The organism is Bradyrhizobium sp. ORS 86 (genome assembly GCF_045571475.1).
Lineage (GTDB): Bacteria > Pseudomonadota > Alphaproteobacteria > Rhizobiales > Xanthobacteraceae > Bradyrhizobium.
The window spans coordinates 3,770,833-3,794,892 of the sequence record NZ_CP120699.1; the positions used below are offsets into that span (position 1 = coordinate 3,770,833).

General features: G+C 65.3%; 23 protein-coding genes. 10 read left to right on the forward strand and 13 right to left on the reverse strand.

Features of this window, described 5'->3' with window-relative positions:
* Positions 1 to 77: 77 nt before the first annotated feature.
* The 3 genes from P6U25_RS17365 to P6U25_RS17375 are packed head-to-tail and all read right to left on the reverse strand — an operon-like array spanning position 78 to position 4,323.
* Entirely contained in the window at positions 78 to 1,574 is a 1,497-nt protein-coding gene (locus P6U25_RS17365) for an efflux transporter outer membrane subunit (protein ID WP_407152333.1), read from the reverse strand.
* Positions 1,574 to 3,151: a DHA2 family efflux MFS transporter permease subunit gene (locus P6U25_RS17370; RefSeq protein WP_407152334.1), complete on the reverse strand. Its 1,578-nt coding sequence runs from the start codon at positions 3,149 to 3,151 to the stop codon at positions 1,574 to 1,576. The genes P6U25_RS17365 and P6U25_RS17370 overlap by 1 nt, the downstream gene beginning before the upstream one ends.
* Positions 3,148 to 4,323, reverse strand: coding sequence for an HlyD family secretion protein (locus P6U25_RS17375; RefSeq protein WP_407152335.1), 1,176 nt, complete (start codon positions 4,321 to 4,323; stop codon positions 3,148 to 3,150). Before P6U25_RS17375 ends, P6U25_RS17370 begins: the two co-directional genes overlap by 4 nt.
* A 176-nt stretch (positions 4,324 to 4,499) precedes the next feature.
* Between P6U25_RS17375 and P6U25_RS17380 the strand changes: the two genes are divergently transcribed.
* From P6U25_RS17380 to P6U25_RS17390, 3 genes are all read left to right on the forward strand, one after another.
* The gene (locus P6U25_RS17380; RefSeq protein WP_407152336.1) at positions 4,500 to 5,078 is read left to right on the forward strand and encodes a TetR/AcrR family transcriptional regulator; all 579 of its coding nucleotides are present in this window, start codon (positions 4,500 to 4,502) and stop codon (positions 5,076 to 5,078) included.
* 95 nt (positions 5,079 to 5,173) lie between these two features.
* Positions 5,174 to 6,346 carry an NADH:flavin oxidoreductase/NADH oxidase gene (locus P6U25_RS17385; protein WP_407152337.1) on the forward strand — a complete coding sequence of 391 codons (1,173 nt, stop codon included), beginning with the start codon at positions 5,174 to 5,176 and terminating at the stop codon, positions 6,344 to 6,346.
* A 272-nt stretch (positions 6,347 to 6,618) separates the two neighbouring features.
* A complete protein-coding gene (locus P6U25_RS17390) occupies positions 6,619 to 7,971 on the forward strand; it encodes a S41 family peptidase (RefSeq protein ID WP_407152338.1) in 1,353 nt (450 codons plus the stop codon).
* Positions 7,972 to 8,023: 52 nt separating this feature from the next.
* Here the strand turns inward: P6U25_RS17390 and moaC are convergent, their stop codons facing one another.
* From moaC to P6U25_RS17410, 4 genes are all read right to left on the reverse strand, one after another.
* Positions 8,024 to 8,542: a cyclic pyranopterin monophosphate synthase MoaC gene (moaC, locus tag P6U25_RS17395; RefSeq protein ID WP_407152339.1), complete on the reverse strand. Its 519-nt coding sequence runs from the start codon at positions 8,540 to 8,542 to the stop codon at positions 8,024 to 8,026.
* A gap of 4 nt (positions 8,543 to 8,546) precedes the next feature.
* Positions 8,547 to 9,365 (reverse strand): indole-3-glycerol phosphate synthase TrpC, encoded by an 819-nt coding sequence (gene trpC / locus P6U25_RS17400; RefSeq protein WP_407152340.1) that lies wholly within the window; start codon positions 9,363 to 9,365, stop codon positions 8,547 to 8,549.
* Between the two features lie 11 nt (positions 9,366 to 9,376).
* Positions 9,377 to 10,390, reverse strand: a complete 1,014-nt coding sequence (trpD, locus tag P6U25_RS17405; protein WP_407152341.1) for an anthranilate phosphoribosyltransferase — start codon at positions 10,388 to 10,390, stop codon at positions 9,377 to 9,379.
* A gap of 93 nt (positions 10,391 to 10,483) precedes the next feature.
* Positions 10,484 to 12,385 carry a SurA N-terminal domain-containing protein gene (locus tag P6U25_RS17410; RefSeq protein ID WP_407152342.1) on the reverse strand — a complete coding sequence of 634 codons (1,902 nt, stop codon included), beginning with the start codon at positions 12,383 to 12,385 and terminating at the stop codon, positions 10,484 to 10,486.
* 251 nt (positions 12,386 to 12,636) lie between these two features.
* On the opposite strand from P6U25_RS17410, the gene tpiA reads away from it, so the two are divergent.
* Positions 12,637 to 13,389, forward strand: a complete 753-nt coding sequence (gene tpiA / locus P6U25_RS17415; protein ID WP_407152343.1) for a triose-phosphate isomerase — start codon at positions 12,637 to 12,639, stop codon at positions 13,387 to 13,389.
* 162 nt (positions 13,390 to 13,551) lie between these two features.
* Here tpiA and P6U25_RS17420 read toward each other — a convergent pair whose 3' ends face one another.
* Positions 13,552 to 14,091 (reverse strand): GNAT family N-acetyltransferase, encoded by a 540-nt coding sequence (locus tag P6U25_RS17420; protein ID WP_407152344.1) that lies wholly within the window; start codon positions 14,089 to 14,091, stop codon positions 13,552 to 13,554.
* Positions 14,092 to 14,094: 3 nt separating this feature from the next.
* Positions 14,095 to 14,661 (reverse strand): helix-turn-helix domain-containing protein, encoded by a 567-nt coding sequence (locus tag P6U25_RS17425; protein ID WP_407152345.1) that lies wholly within the window; start codon positions 14,659 to 14,661, stop codon positions 14,095 to 14,097.
* A 206-nt stretch (positions 14,662 to 14,867) separates the two neighbouring features.
* On the opposite strand from P6U25_RS17425, the gene secG reads away from it, so the two are divergent.
* Positions 14,868 to 15,263 (forward strand): preprotein translocase subunit SecG, encoded by a 396-nt coding sequence (secG, locus tag P6U25_RS17430; RefSeq protein ID WP_407152346.1) that lies wholly within the window; start codon positions 14,868 to 14,870, stop codon positions 15,261 to 15,263.
* Positions 15,264 to 15,443: 180 nt separating this feature from the next.
* Complete coding sequence (locus P6U25_RS17435) at positions 15,444 to 17,075, forward strand: CTP synthase (RefSeq protein ID WP_407152347.1); 1,632 nt, start codon at positions 15,444 to 15,446, stop codon at positions 17,073 to 17,075.
* 31 nt (positions 17,076 to 17,106) lie between these two features.
* On the opposite strand, the gene P6U25_RS17440 is transcribed toward P6U25_RS17435, so the two are convergent.
* The 3 genes from P6U25_RS17440 to P6U25_RS17450 all read right to left on the reverse strand — a co-directional run bounded on the left by P6U25_RS17440 (position 17,107) and on the right by P6U25_RS17450 (position 19,930).
* Entirely contained in the window at positions 17,107 to 17,775 is a 669-nt protein-coding gene (locus P6U25_RS17440) for a class I SAM-dependent methyltransferase (protein WP_407152348.1), read from the reverse strand.
* A 104-nt stretch (positions 17,776 to 17,879) separates the two neighbouring features.
* Entirely contained in the window at positions 17,880 to 19,259 is a 1,380-nt protein-coding gene (locus tag P6U25_RS17445) for a sensor histidine kinase (protein ID WP_407152349.1), read from the reverse strand.
* Entirely contained in the window at positions 19,256 to 19,930 is a 675-nt protein-coding gene (locus P6U25_RS17450) for a response regulator (RefSeq protein ID WP_407152350.1), read from the reverse strand. The genes P6U25_RS17445 and P6U25_RS17450 overlap by 4 nt, the downstream gene beginning before the upstream one ends.
* 171 nt (positions 19,931 to 20,101) lie before the next feature.
* On the opposite strand from P6U25_RS17450, the gene P6U25_RS17455 reads away from it, so the two are divergent.
* A complete protein-coding gene (locus P6U25_RS17455) occupies positions 20,102 to 20,428 on the forward strand; it encodes an NIPSNAP family protein (protein ID WP_407152351.1) in 327 nt (108 codons plus the stop codon).
* A 67-nt stretch (positions 20,429 to 20,495) separates the two neighbouring features.
* Here P6U25_RS17455 and P6U25_RS17460 read toward each other — a convergent pair whose 3' ends face one another.
* Complete coding sequence (locus P6U25_RS17460) at positions 20,496 to 20,831, reverse strand: PAAR domain-containing protein (RefSeq protein ID WP_407152352.1); 336 nt, start codon at positions 20,829 to 20,831, stop codon at positions 20,496 to 20,498.
* Positions 20,832 to 21,017: 186 nt separating this feature from the next.
* Here P6U25_RS17460 and kdsA point away from each other — a divergent pair, with 186 nt between their 5' ends.
* The 3 genes from kdsA to P6U25_RS17475 are packed head-to-tail and all read left to right on the forward strand — an operon-like array spanning position 21,018 to position 24,056.
* Positions 21,018 to 21,875 carry a 3-deoxy-8-phosphooctulonate synthase gene (kdsA, locus tag P6U25_RS17465; protein WP_407152353.1) on the forward strand — a complete coding sequence of 286 codons (858 nt, stop codon included), beginning with the start codon at positions 21,018 to 21,020 and terminating at the stop codon, positions 21,873 to 21,875.
* Positions 21,876 to 21,909: 34 nt separating this feature from the next.
* A complete protein-coding gene (locus tag P6U25_RS17470) occupies positions 21,910 to 23,094 on the forward strand; it encodes an MFS transporter (protein ID WP_407152548.1) in 1,185 nt (394 codons plus the stop codon).
* Positions 23,095 to 23,096: 2 nt separating this feature from the next.
* Positions 23,097 to 24,056: a hypothetical protein gene (locus P6U25_RS17475; protein ID WP_407152354.1), complete on the forward strand. Its 960-nt coding sequence runs from the start codon at positions 23,097 to 23,099 to the stop codon at positions 24,054 to 24,056.
* Positions 24,057 to 24,060 lie beyond the last annotated feature (4 nt).

The window sequence follows — 24,060 nt, forward strand, 5'->3', positions numbered from 1 at the left end:
GAACGCCAGTGTTTACCTTTCCTAAGGCAGAGGTGAACCTCCGTTGCCGCTAGAGCTCGAGCCAATCCGATCACGCCTTAGTTGCCCGCCTGCGCGATGGCGGGTCCAGGCGCATCGGGGAAGGTCTGCTCCCAGCCGCCGCCGAGTGCCTTGAACAGCGTGACGAGGTTGAGCGACACATTGGTGGTGCTGGTGGCGTATTGCTGCTCGTTCTGCAGCAGGCTGCGCTCGGCATCGAGCACGCTCAGGAAGTCGGTGACGCCATCATTGTAGCGCGAGCGTGCGAGATCGAGCGCCGCGCGGGTGTGATCGAGCTGGGCGCGCAATCGTGTCCTGCGGGTCTGCTCGAGCCGGTGCGCAGCCATCGCATTGACGACCTCGTGCCAGGCCTGCAGTACGGTCTTGTGGTAGGTGATCGCAGCTTCCGCCTGCTGGGCGTCGCTGAGCTCGAGCATGCTCGCAAGCCGCGCGCCGTCGAAGATCGGCAGCGTCACGCTGGGTCCCGCCATGTATTGCAGGGACGATGCCTTGAACAGATTGCTGAACTCGAGCGAATCCAGACCGACCGTGCCGTTGAGCTGAAACTTGGGATAGAAGTTGGCGACGGCGACGCCGATATTGGCTGTCGCGACGTGAAGTTGATCCTCCGCGATGCGGATGTCGGGGCGGCGGCGGGCCAGCTCGGACGGAATGCCTAAGGGAATGCGGGGCGGCGAGCGCGGGATCGCGCGCCGCGGCGCCAGTTCGGAATTCAGCGTCGACGGCGGCAGGTCGAGCAGCAGCGCGATGGCGTTCATGTACTGGATCTGCTGCTGGTGCAGGTTCGGCAGTTGCGCGCGGATGCCTTCGACCTGGGCGGCGGCGTTTTCGGTATCGAGGCCGGAGCGCACGCCCTTCTGCTGAAGCTGCTGGGCGAGCTGTAGCACTTCGCGGTCGACCTTGAGATTGTTCTCGGCGATCCGGATCTGCTCCTGCACGCCGCGAAGCTGGATATAGTCGCTGGCGAGCTCGGCGAGCACCGACACCAGCGCATCGCGCCGGCGGTCTTCCGCCTGGTCGACTTGCGCGTCGGCGGCTTCGATCTGCCGCCGCACGTGGCCCCACAGATCGAGCTCCCACGACATGTCGAGGCCGACATTGTATTCGTTGATCGGCTGGATGTTGATGCCGCCGGACCCCGGCGGCAGCAACGGCGTGAGCAGGCTGACGATGCCGTTCTTGCTATAAAGCTCGCGCTGGTATTTTGCGTCGCCGTTGATGCTCGGGAATTGGGCGGAGGCGGTCGCGCTGCGCTGATAGCGGCTCTCGGCAATCCTGATGGTGGCGGTGCGCACGTCGAGATTGGCCTCGGCGACCCGGCTCTCCAGGTTGATCAGCACGGGATCGCCGAACACCTTCCACCAGGTCGGATCGGTCGGCTTCGGCAGATGGGTGTCGGAAAACGCCCGGCCCGCAAACGTCTTGTGGTCGGGCAGGTGGGAATCCGGCTGGACGAAGTCGGGCCCGACGGTGCAGCCGGCAAGGATCGCAGCCGTCGCAAGACACAGCGCGAATGTGTGGATCGGTCGCGACATCAGTGGCCACCCTCCGGTCTCATACCGCCGATCTTCGCCGAGAGCAGGAAGCAGAAGGGAACGACGGCGAAAGCGACGATCGCACAGTAGAAGAACACGTCCGCATAGGCGAGGACGGCGACCTGGGTTCTCATCACCTGATAGACATGCCCGACGGCCGTGTCATGCGCCGTGGCTCCGGCGCGGCCCATCGCCCTGAGCGACTGCTCATACTGCGCCACCAGCGCCTGATAGGGTTGATGAAACGGTGTCGCCCATTCCGACAAATAGCTTTGACGGACTTGCGAGCGCTGCGTGACCTGCGAGGTGGCGAGCGAAATACCGATCGAGCCGAACACGTTGCGGAACATGGCGAACAGCGCCGAGCCGTCGCCGTTGAGCTCCCGCGGCAGCGTCATGTAGGCCACGGTGCTGATCGGAACGAACAGGAAGGCCAGCGCGGACGACTGGAACGTGCGCATCATGACAAGGGTCTTGAAATCGATGTTTGGAACCAGCGTGGTCGCATACAACAGGGCGCAGCCCATGACGGTGAAGCCAAGCGCGATGACATATCGCGTTTGCATCACCGTCATCAGCCGTCCGATGATCGGGATCAGCAGAATCACCGCGACGCCGCCCGGAGACAGGATGAGGCCGGCCCAGGTCGGGGTGTACATCAGCACGATCTGCGCGAATTGCGGGATGATGACGGCGCTGGCGTATAAGATGGCGCCGGTGGCGCCGATCATGACGCAGCCGCCGGCGAAATTCTTGTCCTTGAACACGGACAGGTCGACGATCGGCTTCTTTGCGATCAGGAGCCAGCCGATCGCACCCGATATTCCGAGGAAGGCGAGCAGCGCCATCAGGCGGATGAAGCCGGAGTTGAACCAGTCGGCGTCCTCGCCGCGATCCATCATGATCTGCAGCGAGCCGAGGCCGATCGCGATCAGGCCGAGCCCGATGTAGTCGATGCCGCGGCTCCTGCGGTTCTTCTCCCACGGGGGATCCTCGACCATGACCGAGACGAAGAAGGTGGCGATCATCCCCACCGGGATATTGATGAAGAAGATCCAGCGCCACGTCGCCTGATCGGTGATGTACCCGCCCAATGTCGGGCCGAGGATCGGAGCGACGACGGTCGCGATCGCCGCCACGCCGAAGGCGGCGCCGCGCTTGGCGGGCGGGAAGGTGTCGAGGATGATGGACTGTTGGTTCGGCTGCAGGCCGCCGCCGAAGAAACCCTGCAACAGGCGGAATACGATGAGCTGGGCCAGGCTCTGCGCGATCCCGCACAGGAACGAGCAGACCGTGAACATCGCGATGCAGATGATGAAGTAGCGCTTGCGGCCGAACAGATCACCGAGCCATCCGGAGATCGTCAACACGATGCCGTTGGCGACGAGATAGGAGGTGAGGGCCCAAGTGGCCTCGTCGTTGCTGGAGGACAGGCTGCCCGCAATGTGCGGCAGCGCGACGTTGACGATCGTGGTGTCGAGAATCTCCATGAAGGCGGCAAGCGTCACCACCACGGCGATCAGCCAGGGATTATAGGACGGCCTCCAGTCCTCATGATGGTCGACGCTCTCGCTCATCGCACCGTAACCGTCGGTATCACCGAAATTCCGAGCGGCAGGGGAATGTTCGGGTCAAGGCCCTTGTCGATTACGATCTTGACGGGCACGCGCTGCACGATCTTGATGAAGTTGCCGGTGGCGTTCTCGGGCGGGAACGCGGTGAACTTGGATCCGGAGCCGAGCTGGATGCTGTCGACATGGCCTTCGAGCTTGAGGCTCGGATAAGCGTCGACCTTGATGGTGACGTGCTGGCCGGGCCGCATGTCGGCGAGCTGGCTTTCCTTGAAGTTCGCGGTGATCCAGACCTCGGGCGCGACGATGGAAAAGAGCTGCTGTCCGGGCGCGACGTAATTGCCCTTTTCGACGTTGCGCTTGGTGATCCAGCCGTCTTGCGGTGCGACCACCGTTGTCCAGGAGAGATTCAGATCGGCCTGATCGAGCCGCGACTGCGCCTGTTCAACCTGGCCCTTGAGCTGGCCGACCTGGGCATCCGTCTCGCCGATCCGTTGCGGCACGGGCGAGTTCTGCGTGACCTGGGCTTCCGATAGCGCGACCTGGGCTTCGGCCTGCTTCAGCGCCGCGGCCGCGGCGTCGACTTCCTGCTGCGACGTCGCAGCCTTCGGCAGCGCCCGCTGTCGCTCGAAATCGGCGCGTGCCTTCGCGCGCGCAGCCTTGGCGTTCTCGAGTTGCGCATTGGCCTGCTCGAGCAAAGCGGGGAAATTCTTCTTGGCGATCTCCAGCCCGTACTGCTGGCCGCGATATTGCGCCTGTGCGGTTGCCAGCGCGCCTTCGGCCTGTTCGCGGTCGATCCGGTACTGCCGCGGATCGATGTGGATCAGCGGCTGCCCCTGCTTGACGAACTGGTTGTCGGTCACGTCGAGCGACACCACGACGCCAGACACTTGCGGCGCGATGGTGATCGCGCGCCCATCGGTGTAGGCGTCGTCGGTGCTCTCGATGTTGCGGGTGGATAACCAGTAGTAGATGGCACCGATGACGAGCAGTGCCAGAACGATGCCACCGACGATGAATACGGTCGGGCGCCGCTTCGCCCTCGCTTCGTCGTCTTGGTCGGTCTTTCCGGAGTCGTCCTTTTGTGCAGCATTGGCAGGGACAGGCTCGGATTGCTGCGCCTTCTTTGCCGGCTGCTCCTTCGGTGGGGCATCATCCTGCAACTGGTCGACGGACATCGCACGCGACTCCCGACAAGGCGGAGCTATTGTTGTTCCGGCTCCGGCCCAATGGATATATTAACCGTACCGATTAGTTCGCATGTGCACAACACCAGGCAGGAAAGCAAGGCGGAGCCTGTGACATGGCTACACCAGTTCCCTCTCGAAGGGTTCCGCGCGGAGAACGTCGCAAGATGGAGTTAATCGACGTCGCCGAGCGGATGTTCCTTGAGGGCGGATTCGCCGATACCACGATGCAGATGATCGCGGAGGCCGCCGGCGCTTCGAAGGAGACGCTGTACCGGCACTTCTCGAGCAAAGAACTGCTGTTTGCCGGGATCGTCGATCGCAAGGCACGCGAGCTTTCCGGTCCTGAGTCCACGCTGGCGCGCGGCGGCACTCCCGAGGCTGTGCTGTTCGACCTCGGGATCGGGCTGTTGCATTTGGTGCTGCGGGCACCATCGTCGTCCCTGTTCAGGATCCTGGTGGCGGAGGCGCCGCGCGCGCCGGAACTTGGTGATCTCTTCTACAACAGAGGGCCCGGCCGCACCGTGCGGCGGCTCGCGGGCTATCTGGCCGCCGCGACCGAGCGCGGCGAGCTGCGCTGCGAGGACCCGCAAGGCGCGGCGCGGCTGTTTCTCGGCGCTGTGGTGGCGCAATATCATCTGCACCTGCTTGTCCAGCCCAACTGGAAGCGACCGGCGGAACGCGAGATGCGGGCCCACGTCAGATCCGCGGTCGCGATGTTCCTGGCGAAGTACCGCGCCTTGTGACGCGCATCTATCGGCTCTCGCGCGGCGCGTATATCGTGCGCCGCGACAGAAGATCGGCCCGGCAAGGCCGGGTAACGATGCCATGTGGAGAAGCCATGTCAGGACAGTTGCTGTTTTCGCCGATCAGGATCCGCGGCGTAACGCTCAAGAACCGCATCGTGGTGCCGCCGATGCACCAATATTCGGCCGTCAACGGTTTCCCGACTGACTGGCACCTGATGAATGCCGGCAAGTTTGCTGCCGGCGGTGCCGGCCTCGTGATCGTCGAATCGACCAAGGTCGAGCGGCGCGGCTGCGGCACGGTCGGCGATCTCGGGATCTGGGACGACAAGTTCATTGCCCCGCTCAACCGTCTCGTCAGCTTCATCAAGCAGCAGAACGCGGTGGCCGGCATCCAGCTTGGACATTCCGGCCGCAAGGCTCGCGCCACGCGCCCGTGGGAGGGCGATCGTCCGCTCGAGCGCACGCCCGACATCGAGGATTGGGACGCCTGGACCCCGGTGGCGCCGAGTGCGATCGCACATAGCGAGCGCTGGCCGGTGCCGCGGGCGCTCGAAACGCGCGAGGTGAAAGACCTCGTGCAGGCCTGGGGGCAGGCGGCGCGGCGCGCCAACGCGGCCGGCTTCGACGTGCTGGAGCTGCACGGCGCCCACGGCTATCTCGTGCACGAGTTTCTCTCCGAGCGCGCCAACCAGCGCAGTGACCCGTATGGCGGCTCGGAATCGAACCGGATGCGCTTCCTGATCGAGGTGACGGAAGCGGTGCGAGCCCATTGGCCCGATCACAAGCCGTTGTTCGTGCGGCTGTCGGTCGAGGACAATGCGGGCTGGGGACCCGAACAGAGCGCGCGGCTGGCGAAAATCCTCAAAGCGAAGGGCGTCGACGTGATCGACTGCTCCTCGGGCGGGATCACCGAAATGGCGCCGATCCTGGGCAAGGAGATCAAATACAGCTACCAAGTGCCGCTGTCGGAATATGTCAGGCGCCACGCCGATATCATGACCATGGCGGTCGGCCTGATCATCCACGGGGACCAGGCCGAGCAGATCCTGCACGATGAACAAGCAGATTTGATCGCTGTCGGCCGGGAAATCCTGAATAACCCGAACTGGCCGATGGATGCTGCGCTAAAGCTCGGCGTAGAGGGTCCGTTCCGCAACGTGCCCCCGCAGTTTGGCTATTGGCTCGGCACGAGGGCCAAGCGCGGGTTCGGGACGAGACCGTCGACCTGGCAGAACGGGTTGGAGGAGGCTGGCAAGGTACCCTAGAGGAAGCCGCCAGAGGTGAGGGCGTCCTGGGCTAAGGGCGTTCTGGATCATGAGGCGATCACCGCATCCGCATCATTATCCCATCTATTTGTTTGAGCTTGAGCTTTTCGGAGAGCGGCGGTGTGCCTTTCTGATCGAGCTCGAAGACCGTAATGGTCCGGTCAGGTTGCGGCCTTGATCCGACCAAAAAGCCGTTGTGTGGTGCCCCGCCGGGGCGAGGCCGCCGAATGTTGCGAAACATTGCCGGCCATAGCGAAAAGGGATCGCGGATGATGCGCAGGAACGTTGGCTTTTTCCTCGGGACGGTTGCGGGGGCGTGTCTCACCCTTCTCGTGACCTCGCCGCAGGGTGGCGCGCATCTGCTCGGGATCGCCAAGGCCGCCGCACGCTCGGACAACACCTATTCGCAGCTCAATCTGTTCGGTGAGGTCTTCGAGCGGATCAGGACCGACTATGTCGAGAAGCCCGATGACGGCAAGCTCGTCGAGGGCGCGATCAACGGCATGATCTCCTCGCTCGATCCGCACTCCCGCTACATGAACGAGAAGGGCTGGGCGGAGATGCAGGAGACCACGCATGGCGAGTTCGGCGGGCTCGGCATCGAGGTCACGATGGAGGACGGTTTCGTCAAGGTGGTGGCGCCGATCGATGATACGCCGGCCTCGCGTGCCGGCATCATGTCCGGCGACGTCATCACCGCGATCGACGACGAGACGATTCAGGGCATGACGCTCGATCAGGCCGTCAACAAAATGAAGGGTGCGCCGAACAGCTCGATCCGGCTGAAGATCATCCGCAAGGACGCCGACAAGCCGATCGAGGTCGCCATCACCCGCGAGATCATCCGCGTGCGCCCGGTGAAGTATCACACCGAAGGCGGCGACATCGGCTACATCCGCATCACTTCGTTCAACGAGCAGACTGCCGACGGTCTGCGCAAGGCGATCACGGACATCCAGAAGGAGATCCCGCAGGACAAGCTCAATGGCTATGTCGTCGACCTCCGCAACAATCCGGGCGGCCTGCTCGACCAGGCGGTCTCCGTCAGCAGCATGCTGATGCAGCGCGGCGAGGTGGTCTCGACCCGCGGCCGCAATCCGGGGGAGACCCAGCGCTTCACTGCGCATGGCGGCGACCTGACCAAGGGCAAGCCGCTCGTCGTGCTGATCAACGGCGGTTCCGCGTCGGCCTCCGAGATCGTCGCCGGTGCGCTGCACGACCACAAGCGCGCGACGCTGATCGGCACCCGTTCGTTCGGCAAGGGCTCGGTGCAGACGATCATTCCGCTCGGCGCCGGCAACGGCGCGCTGGCGCTGACCACGGCACGCTACTTCACCCCGTCAGGCCATTCGATCCAGGCCCAGGGTATCACGCCCGATATCGAGGTGCTGCAGGACGTGCCCGACGAGTTCAAGACCCGCTCTGAGATCAAGGGCGAGGCCTCGATGCGCGGTCATCTCGCGGCCGAGGGCACCGAGCAAAGCGGCTCGCAGTCCTACGTGCCGCCGGACGAGAAGAACGACAAGGCGCTGAACGCGGCTTTAAAGCAGCTCCGCGTGACCGTGAACGCCGACGCCAAGAACGCCGAGACCAAGACGGCGCAGAAGCGGGCGGTGCCGAACTAGCGCTTCAGGCGCGCCGTATCGCCGAACTGACTGGACGCGTCAGCGCGGGCGATCAGTCGCCCGCGCGATAGTGTCCGGACTTGCCGCCGATCTTCTCGACGAGATGGATGCCCTCGATGTGGACGCCGCGCTCGACGGCCTTGATCATGTCGTAGATCGTCAGGCACGCGACCGACACGGCGGTCAGCGCCTCCATCTCGACGCCGGTCGGCCCGGTCACCTTCACGCTGGCACGGACGATGCAACCCGGCAGTTTGTCGTCGGTCTCGATGTCGATCGTGACCTTGCTCAGCGCCAGCGGATGGCAAAGCGGGATCAACTCCGAGGTCCGCTTCGCCGCCATGATGCCGGCGATCCGCGCGGTGGCTAGCACGTCGCCCTTCTTGGCCTGGCCTGATGCGATCAGGTCGAGGGTGGCCTTGCTCATCACGACGCGGCCTTCGGCGACCGCGGTGCGCTCGGTCGCGGGCTTGGCCGAGACGTCGACCATCCGGGCATCGCCCTTTGCATCGATATGGGTGAGGGCAGGGCCGGACCCTGACGATCTGGCCTTGGATGGCTTCCGTGCCATCGCGTCAGCGCGTGCCGGTTGCGCGCGGCGCCTGCCGCGTCAGCAGCGCGCGCGTCGCCGCGGTGACGTCCTGCTGCCGCATCAGGCTTTCACCGACCAGGAAGGTGGACATGCCGACACGCTCGAGCCGCGCGAGGTCGTCGGGCGTGAAGATGCCGCTCTCGCCGACCATCAACCGCTCGCGCGGAATCAGCGGGGCCAGCGTCTCGCTGGTGGCAAGCGTTGTCTCGAAGGTGCGCAGGTTGCGGTTGTTGACGCCGATCATCGGCGAGCGGAGTTTTAGCGCGCGGTCGAGCTCGGCGCGGTCGTGGATCTCGATCAGCACGTCCATGCCATGTGCGATCGCTGCATCCTCGATATCCCTGGCGGCGGCATCGTCGAGCGCCGCCATGATAATGAGGATGCAGTCGGCGCCGTGGGCGCGGGCTTCCGCCACCTGGTAGGTGTCGAACATGAAGTCCTTGCGCAGCACCGGCAGGCTGGTCGCCGCGCGCGCCGCGACCATGAAGTCGAGATGGCCCTGGAACGACGGCGTATCGGTGAGAACAGACAGGCACGCCGCGCCGCCGGCTTCGTAGGCTTTGGCAAGCACGGGCGGGTCGAAGTCGGCGCGGATCAACCCCTTCGAGGGCGAGGCCTTCTTCACCTCCGCAATCAGCGCATAGTCGCCGGCGGCATGCTTGTTGCGGATCGACCGGACGAAGCCACGCGGCGGCGATGCCACTTTCGCCTGCGCCTCGACCTCGGCGAGCGGGCGCGCCCGCTTGGCGGCGGCGATCTCCTCGCGCTTGTACGCCTCGATCTTGCTCAAGATGTCGGACATCGCACCTGCTCTCAACCGTTCGAAACCGCAACCAGATGTTTGAGCCGCGCGGCGGCGGCGCCGCTGTCGAGCGATTGTGCGCCGATCGCGACACCGTCCTTGAGGTCCTTGGCACGGCCGGCCACGATCAGCGCGGCCGCGGCGTTGAGCAGCGCGACGTCGCGATAGGCGCTCGGCTTGCCGTCGAGCACGCTTGCGAGCGCAACCGCGTTGGCGTCGGCGTCGCCGCCCTTGAGTGCTTCGCCCGGGACGCGCCCGAAGCCGACTTCCTCCGGCGTCACCTCGAAGGTGGTGACCTGACCGTTCTGCAGCGCTGCCACGAAGCTCGGGCCCGTCAGGGTGATTTCATCAAGGCCATCGGAGCCATGCACCACCCAGATCGATTCTGCGCCGAGGTTCTGCAGCACCTGGGCCAACGGCTGGACCCAATGCCGTGAAAACACGCCGACCATCTGACGCTTGACGCCGGCCGGGTTTGACAGCGGTCCTAGCAGATTGAAGATGGTGCGAGTGGCAAGCTCGACGCGGGTCGGGTTGACGTTCTTCATCGCAGGATGATGCGAGGGCGCGAACATGAATCCGATGCCCGCCTCTTTGACGCAACGTCCGACCTGATCGGGCGTCAGATCGATCTTGACCCCAAGCGAGGCCAGCACGTCGGCTGCACCCGAACGCGACGACAGCGCGCGGTTGCCGTGCTTGGCGACCGGGATGCCGGCACCGGCCACGATGAAGGCCGCGCAGGTCGAGACGTTGACCGAGCCGGAGCCGTCGCCGCCGGTGCCGACGATATCGACGGCCTCGGACGGGGCGTTGACCCGCAGCATCTTGCCGCGCATCGCCGTCACCGCGCCGGTGATTTCCTCAACGGTCTCGCCGCGCACCCGCAGCGCCATCAACAGGCCGCCCATCTGCGAGGGCGTGGCTTCGCCCGACATCATGCTGTCGAAGGCGGATGCCGCCTCCTCACGCGTCAGCGTGGCGCCGGTGGCGACTTTTCCGATGATCGATTTCAGGTCGTCCATTCGCTGGCCCAGGTCTCTCGTTGGAGCTTGATCTCCGCGCAGGCGTGTCGTGTGTGCTGCGCGGAGAACCGGCGTCCCGTTTCCGGATCATGCTCAATTATTCGCGCCTGTCACCTGTGCGAAGGCGGCCTCGTTGATGCTCATGCCGATATCGGACTCGATTTTCGTGACGTATTGCGCGACCTGCTCATCGCTCATCGAGCGCCGCACGGCCTCCGAGAGCTGCTTGACCGCATCGGAGGCGAAGTCGACCGGCGGGTCGGTAACGTTGGTGACGCGGAAGACGGTCCACTGGCTGCCGCCGGCGACAGGCGTCTGCGCGCTGCCGTCCTTGGCGGTGCGGAACGCCGCAGTGACCACTGCGGCCGGCACGCCGGGCGGTGTCGCATCGCGGCGGAAGTCGGCGGCGGTCTCGACCTTGACGCCGGCAGCGGCGGCTTCATCGGCGAGCTTGCTGCCGCTGTCCAGCTTCTGGACGATGTCGGTCGCCTTGGCGCGAAGCCGGCTCGAGATCTGGTCCTCGCGCCACTTCGCCTCGACCTGCGGGCGCACCTCGTCGAGGTTGCGCTCGCGTGACGGCGTGATCCCGAGCACGTCGTACCAGACATAGCCGCCTTCGAACTGGATCGGGTCATTGTCGACGCCGACGTCGCTGTTGAAGGCTTGCGAGACCACGTCGAGGCCGTTTGGAATGTTGGGCGCGGGCTGGCCGTTCGGGAGGCGGCCTGAGCGGTCGACCGCGTCAACGGTGACCGGCGTCAATCCGAGCTTCTGCGCGGCCTCGACGACGCTGGCGCCGCCGCCGCGCTCGTCTTCCATCTTGTCGCGCAGCTCGGCGACCTTGGCGCGGGCGCGCTCGGTGGCGATCTCGCTCTTGATCTGTGCGGCGACGTTTTCATAGCTCGGCGTCACGCCGGGCTCGATCTTGCCGATCTTGACCAGCGCCACGCCGAATTGGCCCTGCACGGGCTGGCTGACCTCGCCCGAGGCCATCGAGAAGGCGGCGTTGCCGACCGCCGGATCGAGGATCGCCGACTTCGGCACCAGGCCGAGATTGACGTCGGACAGGTTGAGCTTGCGCTCCTTGGCGACGTCGTCGAACGACGTGCCCGACGTGATGCGGGCGCGCGCGGCCTGCGCTTCCTCGACGTTCGGAAACACGATCTGCGACACCTCGCGCTTCTCCGGCGTGCTGAGCTGGTCGCGGCGCTGCTCGAAGATTTTCTTGGCGTCGTCGTCGGAAACGGTTTCCCACTTGCCGATCGCGCCGGGCGTGATCGCCACGAAGGAAATCTTGCGGTATTCGGGCGCGCGGAACTGGGTCTTGTGCTCCTCGAAGTAGGCGGCGAGCGCTTCGGGAGAGGGCGGATCGATGGTCCCGGCCTGGGCGGCGCCGAGGGTGATGTAGTCGATCGAGCGCTGCTCGTTCTGGAAACGGGTCAGCGCCTCGACCATCGACTTCGGCGGCGCGACTCCGGCCGAGACGGTGCCGGCGATCTGCCGACGCAGGCCGACGTGGCGCTGCTCGGCGATGTAGCGGCCCTCGGTATAGCCGTAGTTGCGGATCTCCGCCTGGAAGCGCTGCGGATCGAACTGACCGTTGAGGCCCTTGAACGTCGGATCGTTGTAGATCGTGCGCAGCACCTCGGCATCGGACTGGTTGAGACCCATGCGGCGCGCTTGCTCATCCAACGCGGCCTCCGCGAGCGTCTGTTGCAGTACCTGACGGTCGATCCCGAAGGCGCGCGCCTGCTCCGGCGTCAACGGACGGCCGAACTGGCGGCCGAGCTGTTGCAGGCGGTCGGTGTAGATCTGGCGGAACTGCTCGGCCGAAATCTCGGTCCCGCCGACCTTAGCCAGCGTCGATTGTCCAAATCCCCTGAAGATGTCGGCAATGCCCCAAATTCCGAAACTGACGATCAAAACGCCCATCACAACGGCCATAATCGTCTTGCCGAGCCAGTTTGATGAGGCTTTCCGCATTCCTCGAAGCATGGGTCCAACTTGTTTTGTAGGAGGGGAACCGGGTCGTGCCCAAGTGGGGAGCTCAAGTCGAAGCTGATGTCCCGCTCTGGGCGTCACCGAATTGAAAAGCCATCATAAAGTGACGGCCGCCCCCCCGCAACCTTGGGCGCGCGGCCGGATTGAAGCGGTCAATCGCCGCGCGGCCGGGGCGAGGCGCTCTCTGGAAGTCCGCCACAGCCTCTGCTAGCGCATGGGGACGCTTGATCGATGGGAATCCTGACATGACCAATGCCATCCGGCCACTGATCGCCGGCAACTGGAAAATGAACGGCCTGAAATCCTCCATGGCCGAGTTCGAGGCTGTCCTGGCCGGAGCCGGCGGCTTGGCGGGAAAGGCCGACCTGCTGGTGTGCCCGCCGGCGACACTGGTCGGGGCCTTTGCCGGGAAGGCGCGTGGCGGAAAGGTCGCCGTCGGTGCCCAGGATTGTCATCCCAAGCCGTCCGGGGCGCACACCGGCGACCTGTCGGCGGAGATGTTTGCGGATCTTGGCGCGGTCGCCATCATTGTCGGCCATTCCGAGCGCCGCGCCGACCATGGCGAAACCGATGCGCTGGTCCGGCAGAAGGCGGAAGCGGCCTGGCGGGCGGGCCTGACAGCGATCGTCTGCATCGGCGAGACGCGGGAGCAGCGCGACGCCGGCAAGACGCTCGATATCTGCGGCACCCAGCTCAAGGGCTCGCTGCCTGACGGATCGACCTCGGCCAATCTGGTGGTGGCCTATGAGCCGGTCTGGGCGATCGGCACTGGCTTGACCCCGACCGCAAGGGATGTCGAGGACGTTCACCGGTTTATTCGCGGCGCGCTCACCGATCGCTTCAAGGGCGAGGGCGAGAAGATTCGGATCCTTTACGGTGGCTCGGTCAAGCCGTCGAATGCCGCGGAGCTGATGGCCGTCGCCGATGTCAACGGCGCGCTGGTCGGCGGCGCCAGCCTGAAAGCGTCCGATTTCCTCGCGATCGCCGCCGGCTGCTGACGGGTTGGCTCCTCAGCCGGTTCGGTGTCATCACCCGCGCATGCGGGTGATCCGGTATTCCAGAGGCCGTAGTGCTTGAGCCGAGGGGGCGCGGCGTACTGGGTCGCCCGGTCAAGCCGGGCGATGACAGCGTTGGATTGAGGATATAGTCCCAACATCTTCTCAGGACGACGGGATTGCCACCGCGCCGATCCGTTTCCAGTAGACCATCGTCCCGGTAAGGCCGCCATGCGGCTTCAGCGCGTAGTCGGGAATGACGCCGGTGAGCTGAAAGCCGAGCTTTTCATAGAGCGGGGCGGCACCGTCCTCGACGGCGGTGTCGAGGACAAGCAGGGTGCGGCCGTGCGCGACCGCAAGCTGTTCGGCGGTGCGCATCAACGCCGTCGCCGCGCCGCGATGGCGATGGCTGACGCGCGTCATCATCTTGGCGATCTCGGCGCGATGCGGCTGGTTCGGCGGTAGCTTCAACACCAGTGTCACGGTGCCGATCAGCACCTCGCCGTCGAATGCACCGAGCACAACGCGTTCGCCGCGTGCCGCTGAGCCAAGCGAATCCTTCCAGAACACACAGGCGTCGTCGAACAGCAGGGGATGCACGAAGCCCACGGAGCCGCCGCTCGCGACGGTCTCGACCAGCAATTCGCCGAGCCCATTGCGTATCTGCGGTGTGTCATCGAGTGGTTTGATGGCAAAGGGCGACATGCTTCAGCTCCGGGCCAGGGCCACCACATAGGTGCAGCCGGCGTTGGTCTCGTTGGCGAAGGTTGTCTCCGCCGGCGGCCCGAAGCCGAGACAGTCGCCGGCGGCGAGCACATGGCGGGCGCCGCCCTCAGTGATGACGAGGCTGCCGCTCAGCACCCAGACCAGTTGGCGGATGTGGGCGTAGGAGGAGGCGGGCAGGGTGACGGCCTGCTCGGGCGGCAATTCGACCCGCACGAGCTCGACCGGGTGGTCCGGGCGGCTGAACACTTGCCGGCGCAAATAGCCGGTTTCCGGATCGCGCCAGATGGCTTGCGCGGCGGCCCGCGACAGACGCTCGCCCTGGCCCTCGGCCCGCAGCATCAGCCCGGCCAGGGTGAGATCGAAGGCGGCGGCGAGTCGCACCAGCACAACGGCGGTCGGACTGACCTCGGCGCGTTCGATCTTGCTGATCGTGGCCTTGGAGACGCTGGAGCGTTCGGCGAGCTCCGCCAGCGACCAGCCGCGGCCGTCGCGCTCGAGCCTGATGCGCTGGGCGAGGCGCTGACTGAGATCGTCTACCAAAGAGTCCATTTGTCTATTATAATAGAAATCGGCGATCCCAATCAAGGGCTGGCCGGGGCGCGGTCGGGGATCGCTTGTGCTCTCTGACACTGCGACTATCTCGGGGGTGACAATGCCCGGTCCAATCGTGTAACAGGGCGCGACTTCACGAAAACCCGTAAAGCCGATAGCGCCGATTGTCCGGCCGCTTCCGGGCTTGTGACGGAAGGCTTGCAATGCAGACTGTTGCTATCGTCATCCACCTCATGATCGTCGCCGTGCTGATCGGCGCCGTGCTGCTGCAGAAATCGGAGGGCGGCGGCCTGGGCATGGGGGGCGGCGCCGGCTTCATGTCGAGCCGTGGCACGGCAAATCTATTGACCCGCACCACGGCCGTCCTCGCGGTCGGCTTCTTCGTGACCAGCCTGTTCCTGTCCTGGTACGCAGGCTATGACCGCAAGCCGAGCTCGATCATCGGCACCGGCGCACCGACGCAGTCGCAGCCGGCCGGCACGCCGTCCGCTCCGCTGAGTGCGCCGACCTCTGGTGGCATCCTCGATTCGCTGAAGAAGGCGGACGAGCAGCAGGGCCAGCAGGCCCCGGCTGGTCCGCAGGCGCCCAAATCGCAGTAGCAGGTCGCAATAAAGCAGGGTGGCCATGCAGGATGACGCTCTGGCGTCCTGCATTAAAAACCCCCATTAGTGCACTGAAATCGCTTCCAATTTAACGTCACCCACAGCCCGGCAGGTTGTTTGTCGGGAGCAGGCGATTCGTTTTGCGAATCGCTGGAGTCGGATTAAAGGTAAAGTCCCATGGCGCGGTACATCTTCATCACCGGCGGCGTGGTTTCTTCGCTCGGAAAGGGTCTGGCATCAGCGGCGCTTGGCGCACTGTTGCAGGCTCGCGGGTACAAGGTCCGCCTCCGCAAGCTTGATCCCTATCTTAACCTCGATCCCGGAACGATGTCGCCGTATCAGCACGGCGAAGTGTTCGTGACCGACGACGGCGCCGAGACCGATCTCGATCTCGGCCACTATGAACGCTTCACCGGGCGGCCGGCTACCAAGGCCGACAACATCACCACCGGGCGGATCTATCAGGACATCATCTCCAAGGAGCGCCGTGGCGACTATCTCGGCGCCACCATCCAGGTGGTCCCGCACGTCACCAACGCGATCAAGGAATTCGTGCTCGACGGCAATGACGGGTACGACTTCGTGCTCGTCGAAATCGGCGGCACGGTCGGCGACATCGAGGGCCTGCCGTTCTTCGAGGCGATCCGCCAGCTCAAGAACGAGTTGCCGCGGGATCACGCGGTCTACATTCACCTGACACTTTTGCCCTACATTCCAAGTGCCGGCGAACTCAAGACAAAGCCGACGCAGCACTCGGTGAAGGAGCTGCGCTCGATCGGCATCCAGCCGGACATCCTGCTGTGCCGCACCGATCGCGAAATCCCGAAGGAGGAGCGGCGCAAGCTCGGCCTGTTCTGCAACGTGCGCGAGAGCGCGGTGATCGAGGCGCGCGACGTCGACAACATCTACGCAGTGCCCGAGGCCTATCACGCCGCCGGCCTCGACGACGAGGTGCTCGCTGCGTTCGGCATCACCGCCAAGGTCCCGCCGGCGCTGCAGAGCTGGAACGTCATCAACGAGCGCATCCGCAATCCGGAAGGCGCGGTGACGATTGCCGTGGTCGGCAAGTACACCGGCATGAAGGATGCCTACAAATCGCTGATCGAGGCGCTCTCGCATGGCGGCATCGCCAACAAGGTGAAGGTGAATCTCGACTGGATCGAGAGCGAAGTGTTCGAGAACGAAGACCCGGCACCGTTCCTCGAGCACGTTAACGGCATCCTGGTGCCCGGCGGCTTCGGCCAGCGCGGCGCCGAGGGCAAGATCCGCGCGGCGCAGTTCGCGCGGGAGCGGGACGTGCCGTATTTCGGCATCTGCTTCGGCATGCAGATGGCCGTGATCGAGGCGGCCCGCAATCTGGTCGGTATCGAGGAGGCCAACTCGACGGAGTTCGGCCCGACCAAGGAGCCGCTGGTCGGTCTGATGACCGAATGGCTGCGGGGCAACGAACTCGAAAAGCGCTCGCAGAGCGGCGATCTCGGTGGCACCATGCGGCTCGGCGCCTATCCCGCGGCGCTGACGCGCGGCAGCCGGGTCTCGCAGGTCTATGGCGGCGCGACCGAGATCTCCGAGCGGCATCGCCATCGCTACGAAGTCAACACTGCCTACAAGAACCGGCTCGAACAGCACGGCCTGCGCTTCTCGGGCATGTCGCCCGACGGCGTGCTGCCGGAGATCGTCGAGTACGAGGATCACCCGTGGTTCATTGGCGTCCAGTTCCATCCCGAACTGAAGTCGCGGCCGTTCGAGCCGCATCCGCTGTTTGCATCCTTCATTCAGGCCGCGCTGGTGCAGAGCCGGCTGATGTAGCCGCCCCTCTGCCCGCCGCTTGCGCCCTGCATCAGACCGACGTGACGCAGTCGCGGTCGGCCTGACGTTTGCTCTCATCCCCTGAAGCACCAGACTTCGTCGTCCGAGTGATGTCGCGGACGACAAACCGCGATTGCGGACGTCGCGTCAGCCGATACACCGCGGCGGGCGGCACGTTGAGCAGCGCGCGATCGACCAGCGTGGCGCGCAGGCCGAGCCGGTCGAGGATCGGCCGCGGCACCGGGCAGCGCATGCCATAGGTGAATTGATAGAACGCGCCGCCGGGCCGCAGATAGCTGAACGCGCCGCTGACGATCGAGATCACCTTGCGCGGCGACATGTTGAGCAGCGGCAGCCCGCTGATGACGGCGCCGACCGGCGCGCCCCGATACAGCCGCTCGGAGGCCAGCCGCGATGCGTCCATCCACAGCACGCGGGTGCCAGGAAAGCGAAGCTGCAGCAGCCGAATGAAATCCGAGCCGTACTCCACCAGTGTGAGATCCTGCTGACGCACGCCGCGCTTCAGCAACTGATAGGTGAACGCGCCGGTCCCCGGCCCAAGCTCCAGGATCGGTCCGGTGTCGGCGGTGATGTCGCGGGTGATCAACTCGGCGAGTGTGGCACCCGACGGCGCGATCGCGCCGACGCGGCTAGGTGCCGCCATCCAGGCCGTGAAGAAGGAGAGGAAATCATGTGACATGGGCATTCCCGGCAATGTGTCGTCGCGCCCCGATTCGATCGCGAGGCGTGATCCGTTTTGCGGGGTCTGCATTGCAACAGCATTGCGTGATGGGCGCGGGGGCGTCACTTCGTGAGCGGAGCCGGTGGCAATGTCAGGCGAAAGCAGGCGCCTCCGGTTGGGCCGTCGAGCACAGAAACATCGCCGCCATGCAGCCGCGCGATCTCGCGCACCATGTTGAGTCCGAGGCCGGCACCGCGATCGAGCGGAGCCAGGCGGTAGAACGGATCGAAGATCAGCGTGCGCTGGTTCGGGGGAATGCCGTTGCCCTCGTCGGTCACCTCAATCGTCGCAGGCTTGGCGACGCGGACGGTGATCGTGCCGCGCCGGCCGCCATGCTGGATCGCATTCTGCACCAGATTGGTCAGCGCGCGCTCCAGCGCGGCGCGGTCGCCGAGCGTCTCGACGCAGTTACCCTCGGTCTCCACCGACAGTTCGTAACCGGCCGCGATCGCAAGCGGCGCGAGGTCGGCTGCGACATTCTGCGCGACCGTAACCAGATCGATGCGGGTAAACGGATCGCGGCACTGGTCGAAGCGCTGGATGTCGAGCAACTGCTCGGCGAGCGTGGCGAGGCGCGCGGCATCCTCGAGCAGCCGCGTCTTCTCGGGACCGGAGGGGAGCGACTCCAGTCGCGTGTTGAGGATCGCGATCGGCGTGCGCAATTCATGCGCAGCATCGGCGACGAAGCGCTGGTGGCGCGAATAGCCGTCGTCGAGCCGCTTGAGCGCGTCGTTGATGGCGGTGACCAGCGGCGCGACTTCGAGCGGCAGGTGGTCCGCCGACAGCCGGCTGCCGCGCTCGCGGAAATCGATCTTGCGTGCCTGGTCCGCTGTGGTGTCAAGCCCCGCAAAGGCGCGCCGCACCACGATCGGTGTCGCCACGAAGGTCGCAGCCGCCATCAGCAGCAGGCCGGGCAGGGCGATGGCCATGAAAGCCAACGCGGTCGCGAGCACCGTCTTGGCGCCGGTCATCGGCCCCTGTGTCGCGGTGAGCACCTGCACCGGGCCGGCGTCGGAATTGACCCGCTTCAACCGCGCCGGCGGCTTGCGCGGATCGTCCTCGAACATCTGCCAGCCGAGCCGTGCCTGGCTGATCTGGTCGAGCGCGTCCCCGATCCGGGCGAATTCGGGCGGCACTGTGCCTTCCGACAACGAATGTCCCTGGCGGTCGCGCACCAGGAACCAGAGGTCGGGCGTGTTCTCACGAAGCTCCTTCAGCTCCGCCGTCGGACGCAGCGCCAGGCCGCCCTGTGCGTCACGCGTGACCGCGCGCTGCACGATGGCGATGACGTGATCCTCGTCGCGCGGAACGACCAGGACCCCGGTCGCGCACAGAGCGGCGATCAGGCAAACGACGAGCATCGTCAGCAGCAGCGCCTGTAGCGTGACCAGGCGCCAGCTCAATTGCGAGCGCAGGCAATAGTGATCGGCTTGTTCGCTCATGACGTCTGTTTCAAGAGATAGCCGACGCCGCGAATGCTGTGGATCTCGACGCCGGCATCGGCGTCGGCAAGCTTTCGTCTGAGCCGCGAGACGTGGGTATCGAGCGCGTTCGACTGGATCGCGTCGTCGAAATTGTAGACGGCTTCTTCCAGCACCGAGCGCAGCACGGTGCGGCCCATGCGCCGCAGCAGTGCCTCGAGCACCAAGAGTTCGCGCCGCGGCAGCTCCAGTGGCCGGCCGCCGACGTTGACCTCGCGATGGCCGGTGTCGAAGGCGATACGGCCGGCCCTGATGATGTCGAGCTGCAGGCTGGCGGGACGGCGCAGCACCGCGCGCAGCCGGGCCAGCAATTCTTCCACCGCGAAGGGTTTGGCCAGGTAGTCGTCGGCGCCGCAGTCGAGACCCGCGACCCGATCGGCGAGTTCGCCGCGCGCGGTCAACACGATGATCGGCACGCCGTCGGCCCGGGCGCGCAGCTTCGGGATCAGCGCCAGCCCGTCGCCGTCGGGAAGCTGGCGGTCGAGCAGCACCGCGCCATGCACGTCGGCGGAAATCGCCTCTTCGGCCTCGGCCAGGGTCGGGACATGGTCGACCACCATGTCGTAGCCCTTCAGCGCCTGCGCCAGCGCCGCAGCCATCTCCGCCTCGTCTTCAACCAGCAATATCCGCATGTCCTCACGATCCAGGTCGGCAACGGCCCCTTCTAGGGCAGGTAACATTGCCGCAGCATTGCGGAAAATGGTCCGCCTGCGGCGGGCAGGGGTGCCATGTTGCCACCCCTCAAGACAGCCGGGAACCCGCTCGCTATAACCGCCCGCTCAACACATCAGGGAGGATCGCCAATGATCTACGAGACCCGCGTCTATCGCTGCCTGCCGGGCCGGCTGCCGGCGCTGCTCAAGCGCTTTGAGACCATCACGCTCAAGCTTTGGGACAAGCATGGCATCAGGCAGGCCGGCTTCTTCACGACGCTGGTCGGCGAATCCAATCAGGAACTGACCTATTTGCTGGCCTGGGAGTCGCTCGCCGAGCGGGAGAAGAAATGGACGGCGTTCCAGAACGACCCGGAATGGATCACGGCGCGCGCGAAGACCGAGGAGGACGGTCAGATCGTGCTCAACATCGTCAACCAGCTCCTGGTGCCGACCGCGTTTTCGGCGGTCAAGTGAGGCGGCGCTGAGCGACCGCGCTGAACTTGTCTGATGCGACCGGATCGCATCGTGGTTCTTGGCAGCGCTAGTTCGCGCAGCCCGACGTCTGATCGCCTGCGCGGACCATCGGTTTGCCGTTGATGAAGACGCCGTGGCTGCCCGAGGTGGCCTTGCCGCCGCAACGCGTGCGGTCGCCGATGACGACGGCCGGCTTGCCATTGATCAGGACGTTGGGGACGCCTTCCACGAGCGGGCCGCCATTGCTGGTGGTGTCGCCGCTGCGCGCGGCCGGCTTGCCGTTGATGGTGACCCCGGCGGCGCCGCTCGTGACCACGCCCGGCTGGCTGCTGCTCTGTGCACAGGCGAGGCCTGAAACCGTGGAAAAGGCCGCAGCGGCAACTACTCCAAGCGATATGCGCATTGATCCCTCATGCCAAGGCTTCCAGGGCAGCGTATAAGGGCGGTTATGGCAGGAATGTGCTGCCGAGAGAACATCAAACCGAGCCCGACCGAGCCCACGGCGCCAGCGCAACCCCGTTAATCGCGCAAGACGGCTTGATCCGTCGCGGGCCAGACTGCATGGTCGCCGGCAAAAGGATGCAGCATTTTGACCAATCAAGTTTCCGCGCAGGGCGCCGCGCCCGTCGTTGCCGTTGGGTCGGTCCGGTTCGGCAATGCACTGCCATTACAAATCATCGCCGGGCCCTGCCAACTCGAGAGCCGGGCGCATGCGCTCGAAGTTGCCGCTGCGCTGAAGGAGATCGCTGCGAGGCTCGGAATCGGGCTGGTCTACAAGACCTCGTTCGACAAGGCCAACCGCACCAGCGCGTCCGCCGCGCGCGGCGTCGGGCTTAAGCAGGCGCTGCCGATCTTCGCCGAGATCCGCGCCTCGCTCGGGCTGCCTGTGCTCACCGACGTGCATGAGCCGGGCCAATGCGCCGACGTGGCGCAGGCGGTCGATGTGCTGCAGATCCCGGCCTTCCTGTGCCGGCAGACCGATCTGCTGCTGGCGGCGGCCGCGACCGGCAAGGTCGTCAACGTCAAGAAGGGCCAGTTCCTGGCGCCGTGGGACATGGCGAACGTGGTCAGCAAGATCACCGGCGCCGGCAATGCCAATGTGCTCGTCACCGAGCGCGGCGCCTCGTTCGGCTACAACACGCTGGTCTCCGACATGCGCGCGGTGCCGATCCTAGCGCGCACCACCGGCGCGCCCGTGATCTTCGATGCCACCCATTCGGTGCAGCAGCCGGGCGGGAAGGGCACCTCGTCGGGTGGCGAGCGCGAATTCGTGCCGGTGCTGGCACGCGCGGCGGTTGCCGTCGGCGTTGCCGGCGTGTTCATCGAAACACATCCGGACCCGGATCACGCACCGTCCGACGGCCCGAACATGGTGCCGCTGCGCGATTTCGAATCGCTCGTCAAACGACTGATGGCCTTCGACACGCTGGCGAAGTCGACTGCCTGACCGGGCGGATGCAGAGGTGACCGCAACGAGCGGCATGCCGCCGGTCCTCAATGTCATCACGCTGGCGACGTTCGCTGCGAGCCTGTCGGTGCGCGCGCTCGATCCGGTTCTGCCGCATGTGGCCGAGGACTTCGACGTGAGCATCGCGACCGCCGCGAGCTTCGCTGCGGTGTTCGCCTTCACCTTTGCGATCGTGCAGCCGGCGATCGGCGCCGCCGCGGACCTGTTCGGCAAGGCGCGGCTGATGACGATTTGCCTGATGCTGCTCGGGCTCGCCAACGTCCTCGGCGCACTCTCGACGTCGTTTCCGATCCTGTTCATCACCCGTGTGCTGGCCGGTATCGGTTCGGGCGGCGTGTTTCCGGTGGCGCTGTCGCTGACCAGCGATCTCGTCGGGCCCGACAAGCGGCAGATCGCGATCGGGCGGACGCTCGCGGGTTCGATGACCGGCAATCTGCTCGGTGCAACGGCCTCAGGGTTGATCGGCGACTTGCTGGGCTGGCGCGGCGTGCTCGCCGTGCTCGGCGGTCTCGTGATCATCGTCGCGCTTGCGGTGGCCGCGGGCTTTCGCGGCGCCGCGCTGAGCCATGCGCCGCGATCGAGCCTCACGGCGCTGCGCCATGGCTACCGCACCATCTTCACCAACCCCAACGCGCGCTTCTGCTATTCGGCGGTCTTTATTGAAGGTTGCTGCGTGCTCGGGCTGTTTCCTTTCATCGCCTCGTTCCTGTTCCAGCTCGGCGAAACCTCGCTGTCGATTGCCGGTATCGTCATTGCCGGCTTCGCGATCGGCGGCCTATTCTACACGCTGACGGTGTCGCGCCTGCTGCCGCGGCTCGGCGTCAGGGGAATGATGGTGGTCGGCGCCACGCTGGTCGGTTTGCAGCTTGTCTTCGTCGCGTTCGGACCAGGCTGGAAGCTGCAAATGCTCGGCCTCGTGGTGATGGGCTGGGGCTTCTACATGATCCATGGCTGCCTGCAGGTGTTCGCCAGCGAGTTGTCGGTCGAGGCGCGCGCCACGGCGCTGTCGCTGCATTCGTTCTTTTTCTTCATGGGGCAGACCGTCGGGCCGATCGCCTACGGGTTTGGCCTGCAGCATGCCGGCAAGACGCCGACGCTGGTCGCGGCGGCGACGGTGATGGTTGTGCTCGGCTTTGTCTGTGCGAGATTTCTGCGGCAGCGCGCGCCCGCCGACGCGTATGGGACGATTGAAGAATAGTCATGGGCTGGCTTGCATTTCTAGGCAGACAGGGGGCAACCGGCATGAGCGTCTCGCTCCTGATCTCCGCCGCGCTGCCACTCTTCGTTCCCGGAGCTGGCACGGCTTTGCGGCCGGGCCTTCCCGCCATGATCATGGTCTTTCTGGTCAACGCGTTCGCGCGGATCGACGTCGGCGACGCGCGACAAATTCTGGCTCGACCCGCCAAGCTCCTGTGCGGCCTGGTGTGGGTGGTCCTGGTCATCCCGACCCTGGTCTGGGCGGCGCTTTCGGTGGTGGGGCGGGAGAACCTCGACCCGGGGCTCGTGCTGGCGCTGAGCCTTCAGGCTGCTGCCGCACCAATCATGGCGACGCCTGCGGTGGCGATGGTGCTCGAGATGAACGTGACGTTCTCGGTGCTGCTACTTTTGGCCACTATGATCATCCAGCCGTTCACGGCGCCATTGGTCGCGCCGTGGGTGGCCGGATCAGCCATTGAGGTGGACGGCCTTTTGCTGGGACGCAATTTGCTGCTCATGATTGGCGGATCGGTGATGATCTCGGCCGTCATACGACGAGTAGTCGGCCTGGCAACGCTCGAGAAGTATCGGTTTGAGACCAGCGGCGCCAATCTGATCGTGTTCACGCTCTTTGGTCTCACAATGTTTGACGGAGTTGTCGTTCGAGCCTTCACGGACCCTTGGCTCGTCGCCGGCCTCTCGGCCACAGCGTTCCTGATCGCTCTGGGCAGCATTGCAGCCGCCTTCATCGTTCTTCGCGCTTTTGGCCGCGACGACGCGTTCATCACGGGATTCGCGGCAGGACATCGCAACGTCGGACTGATGGCCGCCGCACAATCAGGTTCGCTGCCCGACATGACCTGGTTGTATTTCGCGCTGGTCCAGCTTCCGATCTATCTGACGCCGCAGATCGTCCGTCTGATTGCCCGCTTCGGGCGTCGCCTCGCGCGGCTGCGTGGTTGAAGCC